Raw genomic sequence first — 17,132 nt, forward strand, 5'->3', positions numbered from 1 at the left:
GCTCAGGCAGCCAGGCCCTTGATCAGATTCATATCTTGCCGGAATCGGGCGAGCTCCCGCGCTTTCCGCTCCTCGTCCGGAATTCGCAGCAGATAGGACGGATGCACCGTCACGAAGAGCACCCGCCCCTCCTCCATCGCAATCGGACGTCCACGCAGATCCTCCAGCTTCTGCTTCTCGCCGGTCAGCGAATAGAGCGCCGTCGCCCCCATCGCTACGATCACTTTCGGTTTGATGAGATCGAGCTCCAGCTTCAGCCACCAGCGGCACTGCTGCACCTCGCCGAGATTGGGTCTCTGGTGGATGCGCCGCTTGCCGCGCGGCTCGTATTTGAAATGCTTGACGGCATTGGTGACATAAAGCCTCGATCGGTCGATGCCGGCTTGTGCGATCGCGTCGTCGAAAACCTTTCCGGCAGGGCCGACGAAGGGTCGACCTGCAAGATCCTCCTGATCGCCCGGCTGCTCGCCGACGAACATGATCTTCGCATCAACAGGGCCTTCGCCGAAGACGGTCTGCGTCGCCCTCGCATGCAGCGGACATTGACTGCAGACGGCTGCGTCCTCTCGCAACGCCTCCAGCGTCCCGGCAGGAGCCATTTCCGGGACCGGCATGCGGGCGGCGGCCTCCTGGATCCTGTTGTGATAGGGAAGCGGCATCGTCGCCCCGCGCTCGGCCATAGCGAGCACTTTCGCTTCGGCATCGGCAATCAGGCCGGGAATGAGATCGGCTTCCGGCAGGTTTTTCCAGTATTTCTTCGGCATCTCCGCCTGCATGGCCTTCACCTTCAATCGTGCCGGATTAAAGATGTTGGCATAGTAAGTACGCCAGAGATCGTCGGCCGCATCGCTGATATCGGGCTTCTCGCAGGGTGCGTTGCTGATAGTCAGCCGCTCGCCGTTCCAGGCAGCCGACCCCTTCGGCGTCGCGATCAGCCAGTCCATGTCGGTGAAGCGGCGCTGGAAGAAGGGCGCCTTGCGCGCGACGACGTAATGATCCGGCTCGAACCAGGCAATGAATTTCCGGCGTCCGCCCGCTGGAGCAGCCACTTCCTTGAAGCGCACGAAAGCCGTCATCTTGTGGGCGTCACGATACACGCTCTTCTGCATCAACCGGGCACGCGAGACTTCCTCATCCGAGGACAGATCCAACAGATGCCGGTTCTCTTGTATTCGCCAAAGCAGGCTATAGAGCAATGAAAACCGCTTCGGGTCGCTATGGCAGATCACCGCCTCGGCCAGCGTCATGAAAGCCGGCGGTACAGTCATCGGCTTGCTGTTGGCTGGCGGATCGGGCGGCAGCGCGTCCCGCTGGAAGGCGAAGCCGGGCTCGTTGCTCTTTTCATGCCAGTCGATTTCGTGAGGCAGAATTCCAGCCGCGGCAAAGGCGCGGGCGGCCTTGCGCCACTCCTCGAAATTACCTCTGCCCTCCAGCACGACCCGGCGCATCACAGCAATGACAATTGTTCAGGTTGCGGTTCGAACATAGCACGCAGGTCCGGCCGATCGACGAGCCGATGCGGCGTCCAGCCCTCTGCGGTAATGAAGGCCTGTACCTTGCGGATCGACACACCAAGACGCGGCAAATCCTCGATCCGCAGGCGCCGCTGCCGCCGCTCGGCCAGAATCGCCTTCACCGTCTTGGTGCCGAGCCCAGGCACGCGTAAGAGCTTTTCGCGATCGGCGCGGTTCACATCGACGGGAAAATCGCCGCGATGGCCAAGCGCCCAGGCGAGCTTTGGATCGAGATTGAGATCCAGCATGCCACCCTGCTGCGTCGAAGTGATTTCATCAATGCCGAAACCGTAGAAGCGATAGAGCCAGTCGGCCTGATAGAGCCGGTGCTCGCGCATCAGCGGCGGCTTGATGAGCGGCAGGTTTTTCGAACTGTCGGGGATCGGGCTGAAGGCGGAATAATAGACGCGCTTCAGACCGTAGCTGCTGTAGAGCTGGCCGCTGGTCGACAGGATCGTCGCGTCATTGGCCCCATCCGCACCGACGATCATCTGCGTGCTCTGGCCGGCCGGCACGAAGCGTTCGCGCCGTTTGGTCTGCAGTGTCGGCTCTTCCGCCGCCTCGATCTTCAGCCTGAGATGGCCCATCGAGCGGCGGATACCGGCCGGTTTCTTCTCCGGCGCAAAACGGCTGATGCCGCTATCGGTCGGCAGTTCGATGTTGAGCGACAGCCGATCGGCATAGAGCCCCGCCTCGTCGATCAGGTGTGATGATGCCTCCGGAATGGATTTCAGATGGATATAACCACGGAAACCATGCGTGACGCGAAGTTCCCGCACGATGCGCACCATTTCCTCCATCGTGTGGTCGGACGAACGGATGATGCCCGAGGAAAGAAACAGGCCCTCGATATAGTTGCGCCGATAGAATTCGAGCGTCAGCCAGACGACTTCTTCCGGCGTGAAACGAGCGCGCTCTACATTGCTCGACGATCTGTTGATGCAATAGGCACAGTCGTAAATGCAGAAGTTGGTGAGTAGAATCTTCAGCAGAGAAATGCATCGTCCATCCGGCGCATAGGCGTGACAAATGCCGGAGCCCTCGGTCGAACCGAGCCCGCCAGAGCCTGCCGAATCCCGTTTGACCGTCCCGCTGGAGGCACAGGATGCATCATATTTGGCGGCGTCGGAGAGGATCGCCAATCGTTCTCTGAGCGACTTCTTCATTATCATGTTCACTAAATGTTCATGTCGGCGAAATCAAGACGAAGAAAAGGGCGACACACAACTCCCCTTCAAAAGCAGGCACTTCTGCTGAAGGTAAAAAGGGTCGGTACGAATTTTATGGAAATTGCGCGTCTCGATCTGCTATAAGCAACGAATTAGGATTGTAACACGGTTCCGAAGTTCCCCTTCGGGACCTGTTTTCTTTTGTGTCTGCGCGAACTGCAGATGCGGGGAGAGAAGGACGAAAACATGGTTGATAAGGTACCGATGACACAGGGTGGTTTCGTCAAGCTGCAGGAAGAACTGCGCTGGCGCCAGCAGGAGGAGCGCCCACGAATCATCGAGGCAATTGCCGAAGCGCGCGCCCATGGCGACCTTTCGGAAAATGCCGAGTACCACGCTGCCAAGGAAGCGCAAAGCCACAATGAAGGCCGCATCACCGAGCTCGAAGACCTGACGGCCCGTGCCGAAATCATCGACCTCTCCAAAATGTCTGGCGACAAGATCAAGTTCGGCGCCAAGGTGAAGCTGATCGACGAGGACACCGAAGAGGAAAAGACCTACCAGATCGTCGGCGATCAGGAAGCCGACGTAAAGCAGGGCCGCATCTCCATCTCCTCCCCGATCGCCCGCGCGCTAATCGGCAAGGAAGTCGGCGACTCCATCGAGGTCAACGCGCCCGGCGGTTCGAAGGCTTACGAAATCCTCTCGGTTTCCTGGGGCTGATCGCCCGCGCCTTTCTTCGCACGAGCAGCCAGTGCCGGATATCAGTGACGTCGAGATCATCGCGCCCAACCTGAAACGCCGGCTCTCCGGCGTCACGTCGACGATCGTCCAGCTCATCCCCTGCCAGATCCGGCTGGGGATCCGGATCGCGGCCCTCGGCCCTGGCCTGCCGCCAGAACTTCCCCGTTTGAAATGGCCGCAACTATCAGGCCTCTGGCGTCCGCCGGCCGGACGGCGCCATCGCGTCTGGCACGCACGACGCAACAATGAAATGGCGGCTGGCATTCTGATGCGCCACGTGCTGCGCATTCCGCTGAAGCTCGTCTTCACCTCCGCCGCCCAGCGCCGTCACACTTCCTACACTCGCTGGCTGATCCGCCAGATGGACGCCGTCATCGCCACCAGCAGCCGTTCCGGCTCCTTTCTCAAGGTGCCGCATACGGTTATCCAACATGGTGTCGATCTTACGCTCTTCCATCCGCCGAAAGGACCTGACGACACGATCGCCGCGACCGGCCTGCATGGCCGCCATCTCGTCGGCTGCTTCGGCCGCGTGCGCCATCAGAAGGGCACGGACCTTTTCGTCCAGGCGATGATTGCGCTGTTGCCGCAACATCCGGACTGGACAGCGGTCATTTCCGGCCGCGTCACCCCGGAACACGTCGCATTCGCCGACAAGCTGAAGGCCGATATCGCCGCAGCCGGCTTGACCGACCGCATCGTCTTCATCGGAGAGGTGCCTGACATCAAGGTCTGGTATCGCCGCCTGACGCTCTATGTCGCCCCATCCCGCAACGAGGGCTTCGGCCTGACGCCGCTGGAGGCCATGGCTTCGAAGACACCGGTCGTGGCATCCGACGCCGGTGCTTACGCAGAAATGATCGTGCCCGGAGAAAACGGCGTCATCGTGCCACCAGGCGATGGCGATGCGTTGACGGCAGCCATCGCCACCTATCTTGCCGATCCTGCCCTCGCCATCGCGCAGGGCGAAACAGCGCTGGCTCACGTGCGGGAAAATTTCGCGCTGGAAAAGGAAGCGACAGCGATCAATAGGATTTACCAGCAACTTCTCGGCGCGTAAGCCGTTCGTCAGACTATGGCAACGGGCATATCAGGGAGGTAGAGACACCTAGATGTCGACCGCAAAAGATAACGAAAACCTGGTCAACGTGCTCTGCATGAAATGGGGGACGCTTTACGGTGCCGAATACGTCAACAATCTCTACCGCGGCGTCAAACGACACCTGAAGCGGCCGCATCGCTTTGTCTGCTTCACCGACAATACCGCCGGTCTCGACGAGGGTATCGAAACCTTCCCCCTGCCCGAACTCGGCCTGCCCGCCGGCTCCAGGGATCGCCGCTGGCAGAAGCTTGCGCTTTTCCGCCGCGAGCTTGCCGATCTCAAGGGCATCGCCCTCTTCCTCGATCTCGACCTCGTCATCGTCGATGATCTGGAGCCGCTCTTCCAGCACCCCGGCAAGTTCCTCATCATCCGTGACGACGATCTCTTCCGCACAAAGCCGCTGCGCAAACTCAACCCAGCCCGCGATAAGTTCCTGGCGTCGGTCGGCAACAGCTCCGTCTTCCGCTACGAAATCGGCGCCCATGCCTATATTCTCGACACCTATCTCGCCGATCCGGCGGCCGCCATGTCGAAATATGAGATCTCACAGCAGTTCCAAAGCGCACAGCTCGAAGCGCATGGAAACCTGCAATACTGGCCGCGCGAATGGTGCGTGAGCTTCAAGAATGCCTGCGTGCCCCGCCACATCAGGAGCTTCTGGCGCGATCCAAAGCTGCCGCCGGACGCCAAGATCGTCGTCTTTGCCGGCAGCCCGAAAATGAGCGAGGTTTTTGAAGGCGGCGGACAGAAATGGTATCGCCGCATCGGCAATACCGATTGGCTGAGCAAGGCCTGGCGCGGGTAAACCGTCTCAATCCGCATTCGGGACGGAAAACGGCTTCGCACTTTTCCTGGAAATGCTTCTACAGTTCAACGAGCCCGAGCTTCTTCACCTGCCGGATCGTCAGCATGGTGCGAACGGTATCGACGTGCTCGTTGGCAGTCAGCACTTCGATGACGAAGTCCTGGAAACGGGTGAGGTTTTGGGCCACGCAATGCAGCAGAAAATCGCTGTCGCCGGAAACCATCCAGGCCTGACGCACGAGCGGCCACTCGGAGGTGGCGGAGGCAAAGGCCTTCAGATTGGCTTCGGACTGATGCTTGAGGCCGACCATGCAGAATGCGACCAGATCAAGCCCAAGCTTCGGGCTGTTCAGCATCGCGTGATATCCTTCGATAATGCCGGCCTCTTCGAGCTTGCGTACCCGGCGCAGGCAGGGCGGCGCTGAAATTCCCACCCGGTCGGCAAGTTCCACATTGGTCATGCGGCCGTCCGACTGCAGTTCCCGCAATATCTTTATGTCGATAACGTCAAGTTCAGCGCGAACCACGCTTAGGCCTTTCTTTAATTCCTCGCGCGCAGCTTCTATATAAAGCCACGGAATACGCAAGAAAGTTTCAGCCCGATGACGGAATCTTGCACAGCGCCTGCATTTGCCTTGTTGGTAATGCAAGGCTGCCCTTGAATAAAAGCATTGGTCGTTCATAAATGGCGCAGGGATTGCGAAACGGCCTTAATCGCCTCTTAGCCGCCGCATCCTGCTATCGAAAGGAAATTCCATGTCTGCCCGCCATACCAAGGTGCTCATTATCGGTTCCGGACCTGCCGGCTATACGGCAGCGGTCTATGCCGCGCGCGCCATGCTGAAACCGGTTTTGATCGCCGGTCTGGAACAAGGCGGCCAGCTCATGATCACCACCGATGTCGAGAACTATCCGGGCTTTGCCGATCCTATACAGGGGCCCTGGCTGATGGATCAGATGCTGCAGCAGGCTCAGCATGTCGGCGCCGAAATCGTCAACGACCTCGTGACGGAAGTCGACCTCAACCAGCGCCCCTTCGTTGCCCGCACTGATAGCGGCCAGGTCTGGACTGCCGATACGCTTGTTATCGCGACCGGCGCCAAGGCCAAGTGGCTCGGCATCGAAAGCGAGCAGCATTTCCAGGGTTTCGGCGTGTCCGCCTGCGCCACCTGCGACGGCTTCTTCTATCGCAACAAGGATGTGATCGTGGTCGGTGGCGGCAACAGCGCCGTCGAAGAGGCACTTTATCTCTCGAACATCGCGAAGTCGGTCACTGTCGTGCACCGCCGCGACAGCTTCCGCGCAGAAAAAATCCTGCAGGAACGTCTCTTCTCCAAGGAAAATGTCAAGATTCTCTGGAATACCGAGGTCGCCGAGATCACGGGCACGCCGGCAAAGCCCCCCATGCCGCCGTCCGTATCCGGTGCTCGTCTGCGCGACACCCGCACCGGCGCCGTCACCGAGGTCACCATTGACGGCGTCTTCGTGGCGATCGGTCACGCGCCGGCAACCGAGCTCTTCAAAGGCAAGCTGAAGCTGAAGGACAATGGCTATCTCTGGACCGCACCGGATTCGACCGCGACCAGCGTTGAGGGGGTCTATGCCGCAGGCGATGTGACTGACGATACGTTCCGCCAGGCGATCACCGCCGCAGGGATGGGATGCATGGCCGCCCTCGAGGCAGAACGTTATCTGACGGGCCACATGCCCGTTGCCGTAGCAGCGGAGTAACAGTGGCATGAGGGGTGGGGGAATGCCATTGGACTGGGACAAGCTGCGTATTTTCCACGCAGCTGCCGAAGCCGGATCGTTTACGCATGCGGCCGACAAGCTGCATCTGTCCCAGTCGGCTATTAGTCGTCAGGTCAGCGCGCTTGAGCAGGATGTGGGCACCAAGCTGTTCCATCGCCATGCGCGTGGCCTGATCCTCACCGAACAGGGCGAGCTCCTTTACCGCACGGCCCATGACGTGCTGCTGAAGCTCGAAACCGTGAAGATGCAACTGACCGAGACGACAGAAACGCCGTCCGGCAAGCTGCGCGTCACCACGACAGTCGGCCTCGGCCAGGGATGGCTGACCGACAAGATCCAGGAATTCCTGCAGCTTTATCCTGACGTCCAGATCCAGCTCATCCTCGACAACGAGGAAGTGGATGTGAACATGCGTCATGCCGATTGCGCCATTCGCCTTCGCCAGCCGCAGCAGTCCGATCTCATCCAGCGCAAGCTCTTCACCGTGCATATGCACGTCTATGCGGCCCCATCCTACATCAACCGTCATGGCGAGCCGCAGAAGATCGAGGATCTCGACAATCATCGCATCATCACCTTCGGCGAACCGGCGCCAAATTATCTGCTTGACGTCAACTGGCTGGAAATCGCCGGCCGCTCGTCGGACAATAAGCGCATTCCGCATCTGCAGATCAACAGCCAGACCTCAATTAAACGCGCCTGCCTGCTCGGCATCGGCATCGCCTGCCTGCCGGATTATATCGTCGGCCGCGACCCAGGTCTTATCCAGCTGGCAATCAACGCAGACGTCCCTTCGTTCGACACCTATTTCTGCTATCCTGATGAGATCAAGAACGCCGCCAAGCTGAAGGCCTTCCGCGATTTCATCGTCAGCAAGGCACGCAACTGGAACTTTTGATTTCCACTTTTATGGAAGGAATTTCAAATCATGCAACCCACGCATGACTGACATGCACAAAAATGGGTTGTTGTTTGCTCATTAAAGCACCATATCGCTCACAGCTGATGCACACGGTGGCTTTTCCTCCCAGTTCCACCGCATTAGCTGTTCCCCTCTGGAGGTTTTTGACCTTCACACTTATAAGGGCCCTGGTTTTCCGGTGGCCCTCTTTTTTTGCCCGATTTTTGCTTTTTGCCTCAATTTTTCTCGGCGGATACCGCAGTGCGGAAAAATTTTGTGCAGCGCATAGCTGACATGCACAAAAGACTATTGAAAGCTGCACAAAGAAGCACCATATCGCTCATAGCCGATGCATTTCGTGGCTTCTCTCCCAGTGCCACAGCGTTGGCTGTTCCCCTCTGGAGGTTTTTGACCTTCACACTTAAAAGGGCCCTGGTTTTCCGGTGGCCCTCTTTTTTTGCTTAAAATTTAAGCGAGCCGGGAAAATCGTCCGCTCACGCCTCCGTGATTTGCATATCGAAAATCGTCGATCCATATATCGAGAAAATCCGATTTATAGTTCGATAAACGACGATGGACAAAGACGAGATTCTCAAGGCTCTGGCCAACCCTGCCCGGATGGACATCCTCAACTGGTTGAAGAACCCGGAAGAACACTTTCCGACGCAGGAGCACCCGTTTGAAATGGGCGTCTGCGCCAGCCAATTCGAACGCTGCGGCCTTTCCCAGTCCACAGTTTCCGCCCATCTTGGTACCCTTCACCGCGCCGGGCTCGTTACCAGCAAGCGGGTCGGCCAGTGGATCTTCTACAAGCGCAATGAAGAAACGATCGCTGCCTTCCTCCAACAGTTAAAGCAGGATCTGTAGCCATGCCCCTAGCCCTGCTCGTTCTCGCCCTAAGTTCCTTCGCGATAGGCACCACCGAATTCGTTATCATGGGCCTTCTGCCCGAAGTCGCCGCCGACCTCTCTGTCACGATCCCCGAGGCCGGCTGGCTGGTAACGGGTTATGCGCTGGCTGTCGCCCTCGGCGCCCCCGTCATGGCCGTCTCCACTGCCAAGCTGAAGCGCCGCTCGGCGCTCGTCATGCTGATGGCCTTCTTCATCGCCGGCAACCTGCTCTGCGCCATCGCACCCAACTACTGGGTGCTGATGATTGCCCGCATCGTCACCGCCCTCTGCCACGGCGCCTTCTTCGGCATCGGCTCGGTCGTCGCCGCCAATCTCGTCGGCGAAGACCGCAAGGCCCGCGCCGTCGCCCTGATGTTTACCGGCCTGACGCTCGCAAACGTGCTCGGCGTGCCCCTCGGCACTGCCATCGGCCAGGCCTTCGGCTGGCGCTCCACCTTCTGGGTCGTTACCGCAATCGGCATCCTCACCATTGCCGGCCTGATCGCCATCTTGCCGAAAGACAAGAAGGAAGAGCAGAGCAGCATCCTGCGTGAAATTGCAGCCTTGCGAAACGTCCGCCTCTGGATGGCGCTCTCGGTCACCATCTTCTTCTCGGCCTCGATGTTCACGCTTTTCACCTATATCGCCCCACTGCTACGCGACATAACGGGTGTCTCGCCGCAAGGCGTGACCTGGACGCTGTTCCTGATCGGTGTCGGCCTCACGGTCGGAAACCTCATCGGCGGCAAACTCGCCGACTGGCGCCTCGGCACAGCTCTTGCCGCCATCTTCGCCGCAATCGCACTGACCTCGGCGATCTTCTTCTATACGAGCCGCTTCGTCGTCCCCGCCGAAATCACCCTCTTCCTGTGGGCCGCCGCCACTTTCGCCGCGGTTCCCGCCCTGCAGGTCGGCGTCGTCGGCTTCGGAAAGGGTGCGCCGAACCTCGTCTCGACCATCAATATCGGCGCCTTCAACACCGGCAATGCGCTGGGCGCCTGGGTCGGTGGCATGGTCATCGATGCCGGGTTCAACCTTGACCGCGTTCCCCTCGCCGCTGCAGCCATGGCTCTCATCGGTCTTGTGGCCACGGCACTCACCTATCTCTCCGGCCGGGAGCAAGCCGCCTCCGCTGCCGCCGAGTGATCCCCCCAAGCAGAAAGGACCTTCCATGGCCAAGCTTTTCCAGCCGACACAGGTCGGTGACATTGCCCTCAAGAACCATATCGTCATGGCGCCCCTCACCCGTAACCGTTCGCCGGGCGCAATCCCGAACGATCTCAACGTCGAATATTATCGCCAACGCGCCACGGCCGGCCTCATCATCACCGAAGCGACCGCCATCACGCATCAGGGCCAGGGTTATGCCGACGTTCCCGGCCTCTACAGCAAGGAAGCCCTTGATGGCTGGAAACGCGTGACGGACGCCGTTCATGCCGAAGGCGGCAAGATCGTCGTGCAAATGTGGCATGTCGGCCGTATTTCCCACACCGCGCTGCAGCCGAACGGCGGCAAGCCGGTCTCATCGACCAACCGGATCGCGAAGGCCAAGACCTACCTCGTCAACGCTGACGGCACCGGCGCCTTTACCGACACTTCCGAGCCCCGCGCACTCGAAGCCTCCGAAATCCCCGGCATTATCGAGGATTACCGCAAGGCTGCCCGTGCTGCGATCGATGCCGGCTTCGACGGTGTCGAAATCCACGCCGCCAACGGCTATCTACTCGACCAGTTCATGCGCGACGGCGTCAACGACCGCACCGATGAATATGGCGGCCCGATCGAAAACCGCACCCGTTTCACCTTCCAGGTCGTCGAAGCCGTGACCAGGGAAATCGGCGCCCGCCGCACCGCAATCCGCATTTCGCCGGTCACCCCCTCGGGCGAATCCTACGATTCCAACCCGCAGGCGCTCTTCACGCATGTTGTCGAAGGCCTCGCCAAGTACGACCTCGCCTATATCCACATCGTCGAAGGTCAGACCGGCGGCGAGCGTGACTATCGCCAGGGCGACAATCCGCCCTTCGATTACAAGGCGCTGCGCACTGCCTATGAGAAGGCCGGCGGCAAGGCTGCCTGGATGGTCAACAACGGCTATAATAGAGACATGGCGATCGAAACCGTCGAAAACGGCACGGCCGATCTTGTTGCCTTCGGCAAGCCCTTCATCTCCAATCCCGATCTCGTCGAACGCCTTGCAAAGAACCTGCCGCTCAACACGCCGGACCAGTCCACCTTCTACGGTGGGGGCGCAAACGGCTACGTCGATTATCCGGCACTCGAAAAGGTCGCCTGATCGTCATCGATAAACGGAAATCCCGCCATCCCGCGGGATTTCCATTTCCGGACATTGCCGCTAGCATACGCCCATGTTCTCGCCCTATCTCGAACGCTGGTCGTTAACATCAGACGGCGAACCTATCATCACCCACTCAAGCCGTCTCCTGCCGGTCACCTGGAAGGGAAAGCCCGCCATGCTGAAGGTTGCGACCGACAGCAGCGAGCGCGAAGGCGCTTTGCTGATGAAGTGGTGGAATGGCGATGGCGCAGCCCAGGTCTATGCGCAAGAAGATGACGCTGTGCTTCTGGAGCGAGCAGTGGACAAATATTCGCTGCTGGAAATGGCGCTGAACGGCCAGGACGATGAGGCAAGCCGCATCATGGTGCAGACGGCGGCGAGGCTGCATGCCCCGCGCCCCGCTCCTCTTCACGATTCCCCAACGCTCGAATGCTGGTTTCGCAGTCTTGAGCCGGCAGCGCGCGCCCATGGCGGCACTTTTGTCGATAGTTGGAAGATCGCGAGCGATTTGCTCGCGGCGCCACAGCAGCTCAGCATCCTCCACGGCGACATACACCACCGCAACATCCTCGACTTCGGCGACCGCGGCTGGCTCGCAATCGATCCGAAGGGGATCTATGGCGAGCGTGGCTATGACTTTGCCAATATCTTCGCCAATGAAGAACTGCCGACGACGACGGATCCCAAACGCCTCCAGCGTCAGCTTCCGATCGTTTCCAAGGAAGCAGATATCGAGCCGTCAAGGCTGTTGAAATGGATCGCGGCCTATTCCGGCCTCTCCGCCGCCTGGTTTCTTGAAGATGGCGACCATGTCTCCGCGGAAAAGCCTCTGACGGTCGCCCGCATCGCGCTCTCGGAACTTGCCTAGCGCGCCTTTTCCGCCTTCGCGAGAGGCACTGTCGTCTCACGCATCTCCGGCAGCGAGCCCTGCGCAATCAAAGTCGTGCGTACGGCTTCGTCGATAGGCGTATGCGGCTCGGTTCCGAGTTCGGTCACCAACCCGTCATTCTTCATGCGCAGCGGCGTTTTCCAGAGATAGCGCATCTCCTTCATCTCCCGCATCAACGTCATGAAAGGAGCAAGCAACGGCACGATGAACCAGGGGAAACGGCCGATCTTCGCCTTGCCGCCGGTAACACGCCGGACTGCCTCAGCCATCTGCCGGCCATCGCCATCCCAGAAACCGTTCATGTGATAGCACGCGAAAGCCGGCAGCCGCTCGGCCCGCTCGATGAGCTGCACCATGGTCTCGGCGACATCGGGCAAATAGGCCCAATGGTGCCCGATACCCGGCAGCGCCGGATTCCTGATCGTACCAACTGGCTTGCCCGGCGTGGCGAAAGCGGCTGAGAACCAGCTATTGCTGGTGGCGCCTGGTCCGAAGAAATCGCCTGCGCGGACGACGATAACGTCGGTTCCGGTTTCGGAAACAGCCTTCAGACGCTTCTCCATCTCGACACGGATCTTGCCCTTTTTCGTCACCGGATGCTGCGGAGTATCTTCCGTCACGACTGGAAAGACATCCGGACCGAAATTATAGACAGTGCCCGGCAGCAGGATGCGTGCCCCGGCGGCGCGGGCCGCGGCGATCGTATTGTCCAGCATCGGCAGAACCAGCTTCTCCCAGTCGCGATAGCCGGGAGGATTGACGGCATGAACGATGAGTGCAGCACCTTCCGCCGCCTTGCGAACATCAGCCGGATTCATCGCGTCGCCCTGCACCCACTCGAAGCCCTGCCCGCTGGCAGATGCCTTGGCGGCATTGCGGTTGAGCGCCCTGATCGTCCAGCCGCGTGCCTGCAGCTTGCGGGCAACCGCGCCGCCGATGCCGCCAGTTGCACCGAGAACGAGCGCCAATTTCTTATCCTGATATTCGCTGCTCATGATCATCTCCTTGTTCGACGAGACGACTATGTCTTGAGCCAAGGGTAAACAAAATTGACGAAGTATGTACAGCTGCTATACATAAATACATGAACGTTGAACCGTGCTGGGATTTCTACCGTTCGTTCCTTACCGTGCTGCGGCACGGATCGCTCTCGGCCGCCGCCCGCGAACTCGGCCTGACACAGCCGACGGTCGGCCGCCATATCGATGCCCTGGAAGAGGCTGTCGGCGCCGAGCTTTTCACCCGCTCGTCAAACGGCCTGCTGCCGACCGATATCGCGCTCGATCTCCAGCCCTATGCCGAAACGCTGGCAACGACGGCCGCCGCGCTTCTGCGCACGGCATCCAGCCGGCGCGACAAGGTGGAAGGCACCGTGCGCATCAGCGCCAGCGAAGTGATCGGCATCGAAGTGCTGCCTCCGATCATCGCCGATCTGCAGGAAGCCTACCCACTACTGCAGGTGGAGCTGTCGGCCTCCGACACGCTGGAAGATCTCATGAACCGGGAGGCCGATATTGCCGTGCGCATGGCCGAGCCGCAGCAAGACGCACTGCTGGTACGGCGCATCGGCGATATTCCGCTCGGCTTCCACGCGCATCGCCGCTATCTGGAACGCCACGGCACGCCGCAGACCATGGCGGAGCTTTCCGGTCATCGCATTATCGGCTTCGACCGGCAGACCGCCTATATCCGCATGATGCGCAGGCTGTATCCGGCAGTTGACGAACTCACAGCTTCCTTCCGCACCAGCAATCATCTCGCCCATCTGGCCGGCATCCGTGCCGGCATAGGCATCGGAATCTGCCAGACGGGGCTTGCCCGCCCGGGCTCTGATCTCGTCCATATTCTGGCGGATGAATTCGATATCCCTCTCGGCACATGGGTCGCGATGCACGAGAGCCTCAAGACCTCCCCGCGCTGCCGTGTCACCTTTGACGCTCTGGTCAAAGGTCTGCTGAATTATATCAAGTCATGCAAGGAAACGCGCGCCTGACGACGCGCTGAAAGACTTCAGGAAATCGGCTGGAGATCACGGCTCTGGGGAAACTTCGGGCGAATGGCCCTTGGTAAAGCCGTCCACGACCTCAGTCTCGGGGCGATCGCCACCTTCGGCATATTCCTCGTGCCACTTACCCTGGGCATCCTGCCAGCTGATCTCAGCGGAATCACCGCCGACCTGCTGCTCGGCCGCAACAATGCGGGCCGCTTCAAGCGCTTCGGAATGGCTCGGAAATGCCTCGGAATAGACGTCCCCAAGCTTGTAGGCCCAGCCGCCGTCATGCGGTACGACTTCGTAGACCACCTTGACCATGCGTTGTCTCCTCTTCTTCTCGCCACGCATCCGTAGGCTCCGGATCATGTCCGGTCCAGCGCGGGCCGCTTGAGAAGATTTCGAGGACGCCGCGATCTGGGTTCCGGCTGCCGTATGAAAAGCAGTATTTCATTAATCGTCACAGACTGCAAATTTCATCAGTGGGGAGTCTGCTTGCATAGAAAAATCACCGGCTTAGACTCGCCGAGGGAATCAAAATCGGCGCTGGTGGTAGAGATGGCATTGCATCTTAAGGAAGAGAAATTCTTGATTGTGGCGGTCGTCGTCGCCGTCATCGCCTATTGGCTGGAACATTCAGTCGTGGAAGCGGGCCGGGGCGTAGCGCTTGTCGCAGCCGCCGCTCTGATTGTGACCATCGTATTCGCCTCCATGCGTGTCGCCCATCACGCGGAACTGCTGGCCCTTAAGGTCGGCGATCCCTACGGCACGATGATCCTGACGCTCTCCGCTGTTGCTGTGGAAGTCATTATCCTCGCCATCATGATGAGCGGCGAGGAGACATCGCCGACGCTGGTGCGCGACACGATCTATTCGGCTCTCATGCTCGACATCAACGGCATCCTCGGTCTAGCCGCCCTACTCGGCGGCCTGAAGCATGGCGAGCAGCCCTATAACGACAATTCCGGCAAGACCTATGGCGTGATGATCCTGACCGCCATGGGCATCTCAATGATCGTTCCGGAATTCGTGCCCGGCAATAAATGGCACTATTATTCCGGCTTCACCATCATCGCCATGATCGCGCTCTACGGCCTTTTCCTGCGCATGCAGGTCGGCCAGCACAGCTATTTCTTCTCCTACAGCTATCCGCGCTCGGAGAGACAGAAGGAACATCCCGACGAACATCACGAGGAGGGATCGGTCTCAACCTCGATCGCAATCATCCTCATCGGCGTCGTCATCATCGGTGCGCTCGCCGAATTTATGTCGGGCTTCATGAGCGAAGGCCTGCGCGACAGCGGCGCTCCCGTGGCCGTGACCGCGATCGTGGTGGCCGCCATCTCCGCCGCACCGGAAATCCTGACCGCTCTGAGGGCGGCTTTGCGCAACCGCATGCAGGCAACCGTCAACATCGCTATGGGTGCCTCCCTTTCGACGGTCATTCTGACGGTGCCGGTCATGGAGGGTATCGCGCTCTATACCGGCCAGCCCTTCATCATGGCGATGTCGCCGGTCCAGACGGTCATGGTCATGGTTACGCTAATTGCAGCAGCCATCAATCTCAACGACGGTGAAACGAATGCCATCGAAGGCATGACGCATTTCATCCTTTTCGCCACCTTCATCATGCTGACGGCGATCGGGCTTTGAATCTGAAATCAGCAACTTGGCGGCAAAAGCAGAATCGTTTTCGAAGCACGTTCAAGTGAAAAACCAAGCAACAAAAAAGCCCGCCATCTCTGGCGGGCGTATCTGGGCGGATGTTGCCGATTACTTGCAGGCTGCGCAGAAGCGCTGGATGCGGCGGCAAGCTTCCTCGAGCAGTTCTTCCGACGTCGCATAGGAGATGCGGAAGTTCGGGCCGAGGCCGAAGGCCGAGCCGTGAACGACGGCAACGCCTTCCGATTCCAGCAGTTCGGAAACGAAATCCTCGTCGGTCTCGATGACCTTGCCGGACGGGGCTGTCTTGCCGATGAGACCGGCGCAGGATGGATAGACGTAGAAGGCGCCTTCCGGCACCGGGCAGACGATGCCCTTGGCCTGGTTCAGCATGGAAACGACGAGGTCACGGCGGCCTTCGAAGATCTTCTTGTTCTCCGGGATGAAGTCCTGCGTGCCGTTCAGCGCTTCGACTGCTGCCCATTGGGCGATCGAGGTCGCACCCGATGTCTGCTGCCCTTGGATCATGTCCATCGCCTTGATCAGCTGGATCGGGCCTGCTGCATAGCCGATACGCCAGCCGGTCATCGCATAGGCTTTGGAGACGCCGTTCATCGTCAACGTGCGGTCGTAGAGCTTCGGCTCGACTTCGACGGGCGTGACGAATTTGAAGTCGCCATAAGTCAGATGCTCGTACATGTCGTCCGTCAGAACCCAGACATGCGGATACTTCATCAGCACGTCGGTCAGCGCCTTCAGCTCGTCATGCGTATAGGCAGCGCCTGTCGGGTTGGACGGCGAGTTGAAGATGAACCACTTGGTCTTCGGCGTGATCGCCTTTTCGAGATCGGCGGCCTGGAGCTTGAAATTATGCTCCTGGGTAGCCGAAACGAAAACCGGTGTGCCGCCGCACAGCGCCACCATCTCGGGATAGGACACCCAGTAAGGCGCCGGGATCACGACTTCATCGCCGGGGTTCAGCGTCGCCATGAAGGCGTTGAACAGGATCTGCTTGCCGCCCGTGCCGACAATCGTCTGCTCCCAGGAATACTCCAGACCGTTCTCGCGCTTGAATTTGGCGGCAATTGCCTTACGCAACTCGGGGATACCGGATACCGGCGTGTATTTCGTCTCGCCGCGATTGATCGCGTCGATAGCGGCTTTCTTGATATTCTCGGGCGTATCGAAATCGGGCTCACCGGCGCCGAGACCAATCACGTCGCGTCCTTTGGCTTTCAGTTCGCGCGCTTTCTGAGAAACGGCGATGGTGGCTGAAGGCTTCACGCGGGAAAGGGCATCGGCAAGGAAGGCCATGATATCGGTCCTACAAGGTTGAAACGGGCAGAAGGCCGGGACCGGAGTTCTGCGCTAAGCTCTATGTCCAATGTATGACAGCATTTCAAGCGCAAAGGCATG

General features: G+C 59.5%; 17 protein-coding genes. 11 read left to right on the plus strand and 6 right to left on the minus strand.

Annotation, left to right across the window (positions count from 1 at the left end; genetic code table 11):
• Positions 1-2: 2 nt before the first annotated feature.
• Both FHT92_RS13060 and FHT92_RS13065 read right to left on the minus strand, forming a co-directional pair.
• Positions 3-1,448 carry a UdgX family uracil-DNA binding protein gene (locus FHT92_RS13060; protein ID WP_183825677.1) on the minus strand — a complete coding sequence of 482 codons (1,446 nt, stop codon included), beginning with the start codon at positions 1,446-1,448 and terminating at the stop codon, positions 3-5.
• Complete coding sequence (locus FHT92_RS13065; protein WP_183825680.1) at positions 1,448-2,680, minus strand: putative DNA modification/repair radical SAM protein; 1,233 nt, start codon at positions 2,678-2,680, stop codon at positions 1,448-1,450. The genes FHT92_RS13060 and FHT92_RS13065 overlap by 1 nt, the downstream gene beginning before the upstream one ends.
• 249 nt (positions 2,681-2,929) lie before the next feature.
• Between FHT92_RS13065 and greA the strand changes: the two genes are divergently transcribed.
• The 3 genes from greA to FHT92_RS13080 are packed head-to-tail and all read left to right on the plus strand — an operon-like array spanning position 2,930 to position 5,334.
• On the plus strand, positions 2,930-3,406 hold the full coding sequence (greA, locus tag FHT92_RS13070; RefSeq protein WP_183731439.1) for a transcription elongation factor GreA: 477 nt from the start codon (positions 2,930-2,932) through the stop codon (positions 3,404-3,406).
• 31 nt (positions 3,407-3,437) lie between these two features.
• Positions 3,438-4,487, plus strand: a complete 1,050-nt coding sequence (locus FHT92_RS13075) for a glycosyltransferase family 4 protein (RefSeq protein ID WP_183741047.1) — start codon at positions 3,438-3,440, stop codon at positions 4,485-4,487.
• Between the two features lie 52 nt (positions 4,488-4,539).
• Complete coding sequence (locus FHT92_RS13080; RefSeq protein ID WP_183825683.1) at positions 4,540-5,334, plus strand: hypothetical protein; 795 nt, start codon at positions 4,540-4,542, stop codon at positions 5,332-5,334.
• Between the two features lie 58 nt (positions 5,335-5,392).
• On the opposite strand, the gene FHT92_RS13085 is transcribed toward FHT92_RS13080, so the two are convergent.
• A complete protein-coding gene (locus FHT92_RS13085; RefSeq protein ID WP_183741051.1) occupies positions 5,393-5,860 on the minus strand; it encodes an Lrp/AsnC family transcriptional regulator in 468 nt (155 codons plus the stop codon).
• A 229-nt stretch (positions 5,861-6,089) separates the two neighbouring features.
• Here FHT92_RS13085 and trxB point away from each other — a divergent pair, with 229 nt between their 5' ends.
• The 6 genes from trxB to FHT92_RS13115 all read left to right on the plus strand — a co-directional run bounded on the left by trxB (position 6,090) and on the right by FHT92_RS13115 (position 12,043).
• Positions 6,090-7,064, plus strand: a complete 975-nt coding sequence (trxB, locus tag FHT92_RS13090) for a thioredoxin-disulfide reductase (protein ID WP_183741053.1) — start codon at positions 6,090-6,092, stop codon at positions 7,062-7,064.
• Positions 7,065-7,086: 22 nt separating this feature from the next.
• Positions 7,087-7,983 (plus strand): LysR family transcriptional regulator VtlR, encoded by an 897-nt coding sequence (locus FHT92_RS13095; protein ID WP_183731448.1) that lies wholly within the window; start codon positions 7,087-7,089, stop codon positions 7,981-7,983.
• A 576-nt stretch (positions 7,984-8,559) separates the two neighbouring features.
• Positions 8,560-8,853, plus strand: a complete 294-nt coding sequence (locus tag FHT92_RS13100; protein WP_007824305.1) for an ArsR/SmtB family transcription factor — start codon at positions 8,560-8,562, stop codon at positions 8,851-8,853.
• Between the two features lie 2 nt (positions 8,854-8,855).
• Positions 8,856-10,022 carry an MFS transporter gene (locus FHT92_RS13105; RefSeq protein WP_183741055.1) on the plus strand — a complete coding sequence of 389 codons (1,167 nt, stop codon included), beginning with the start codon at positions 8,856-8,858 and terminating at the stop codon, positions 10,020-10,022.
• A 25-nt stretch (positions 10,023-10,047) separates the two neighbouring features.
• A complete protein-coding gene (locus tag FHT92_RS13110) occupies positions 10,048-11,172 on the plus strand; it encodes an alkene reductase (RefSeq protein ID WP_183825686.1) in 1,125 nt (374 codons plus the stop codon).
• Positions 11,173-11,245: 73 nt separating this feature from the next.
• The gene (locus tag FHT92_RS13115; protein ID WP_183825689.1) at positions 11,246-12,043 is read left to right on the plus strand and encodes an aminoglycoside phosphotransferase family protein; all 798 of its coding nucleotides are present in this window, start codon (positions 11,246-11,248) and stop codon (positions 12,041-12,043) included.
• Here FHT92_RS13115 and FHT92_RS13120 read toward each other — a convergent pair.
• Positions 12,040-13,059 (minus strand): NAD(P)H-binding protein, encoded by a 1,020-nt coding sequence (locus FHT92_RS13120; protein ID WP_183825691.1) that lies wholly within the window; start codon positions 13,057-13,059, stop codon positions 12,040-12,042. The two genes, FHT92_RS13115 and FHT92_RS13120, sit on opposite strands and share 4 nt — an antisense overlap.
• An 89-nt stretch (positions 13,060-13,148) precedes the next feature.
• Between FHT92_RS13120 and FHT92_RS13125 the strand changes: the two genes are divergently transcribed.
• Positions 13,149-14,057 (plus strand): LysR family transcriptional regulator, encoded by a 909-nt coding sequence (locus tag FHT92_RS13125; RefSeq protein WP_183741063.1) that lies wholly within the window; start codon positions 13,149-13,151, stop codon positions 14,055-14,057.
• A 36-nt stretch (positions 14,058-14,093) separates the two neighbouring features.
• Here FHT92_RS13125 and FHT92_RS13130 read toward each other — a convergent pair whose 3' ends face one another.
• Positions 14,094-14,375 (minus strand): DUF2188 domain-containing protein, encoded by a 282-nt coding sequence (locus FHT92_RS13130; protein ID WP_183741065.1) that lies wholly within the window; start codon positions 14,373-14,375, stop codon positions 14,094-14,096.
• Between the two features lie 237 nt (positions 14,376-14,612).
• Here FHT92_RS13130 and FHT92_RS13135 point away from each other — a divergent pair, with 237 nt between their 5' ends.
• Entirely contained in the window at positions 14,613-15,707 is a 1,095-nt protein-coding gene (locus FHT92_RS13135) for a calcium:proton antiporter (protein ID WP_183825694.1), read from the plus strand.
• A gap of 120 nt (positions 15,708-15,827) precedes the next feature.
• Here FHT92_RS13135 and FHT92_RS13140 read toward each other — a convergent pair whose 3' ends face one another.
• On the minus strand, positions 15,828-17,030 hold the full coding sequence (locus FHT92_RS13140) for a pyridoxal phosphate-dependent aminotransferase (protein WP_183825696.1): 1,203 nt from the start codon (positions 17,028-17,030) through the stop codon (positions 15,828-15,830).
• Positions 17,031-17,132: the final 102 nt, after the last annotated feature.

It is taken from the genome of Rhizobium sp. BK377 (assembly GCF_014193935.1).
Lineage (GTDB): Bacteria > Pseudomonadota > Alphaproteobacteria > Rhizobiales > Rhizobiaceae > Rhizobium.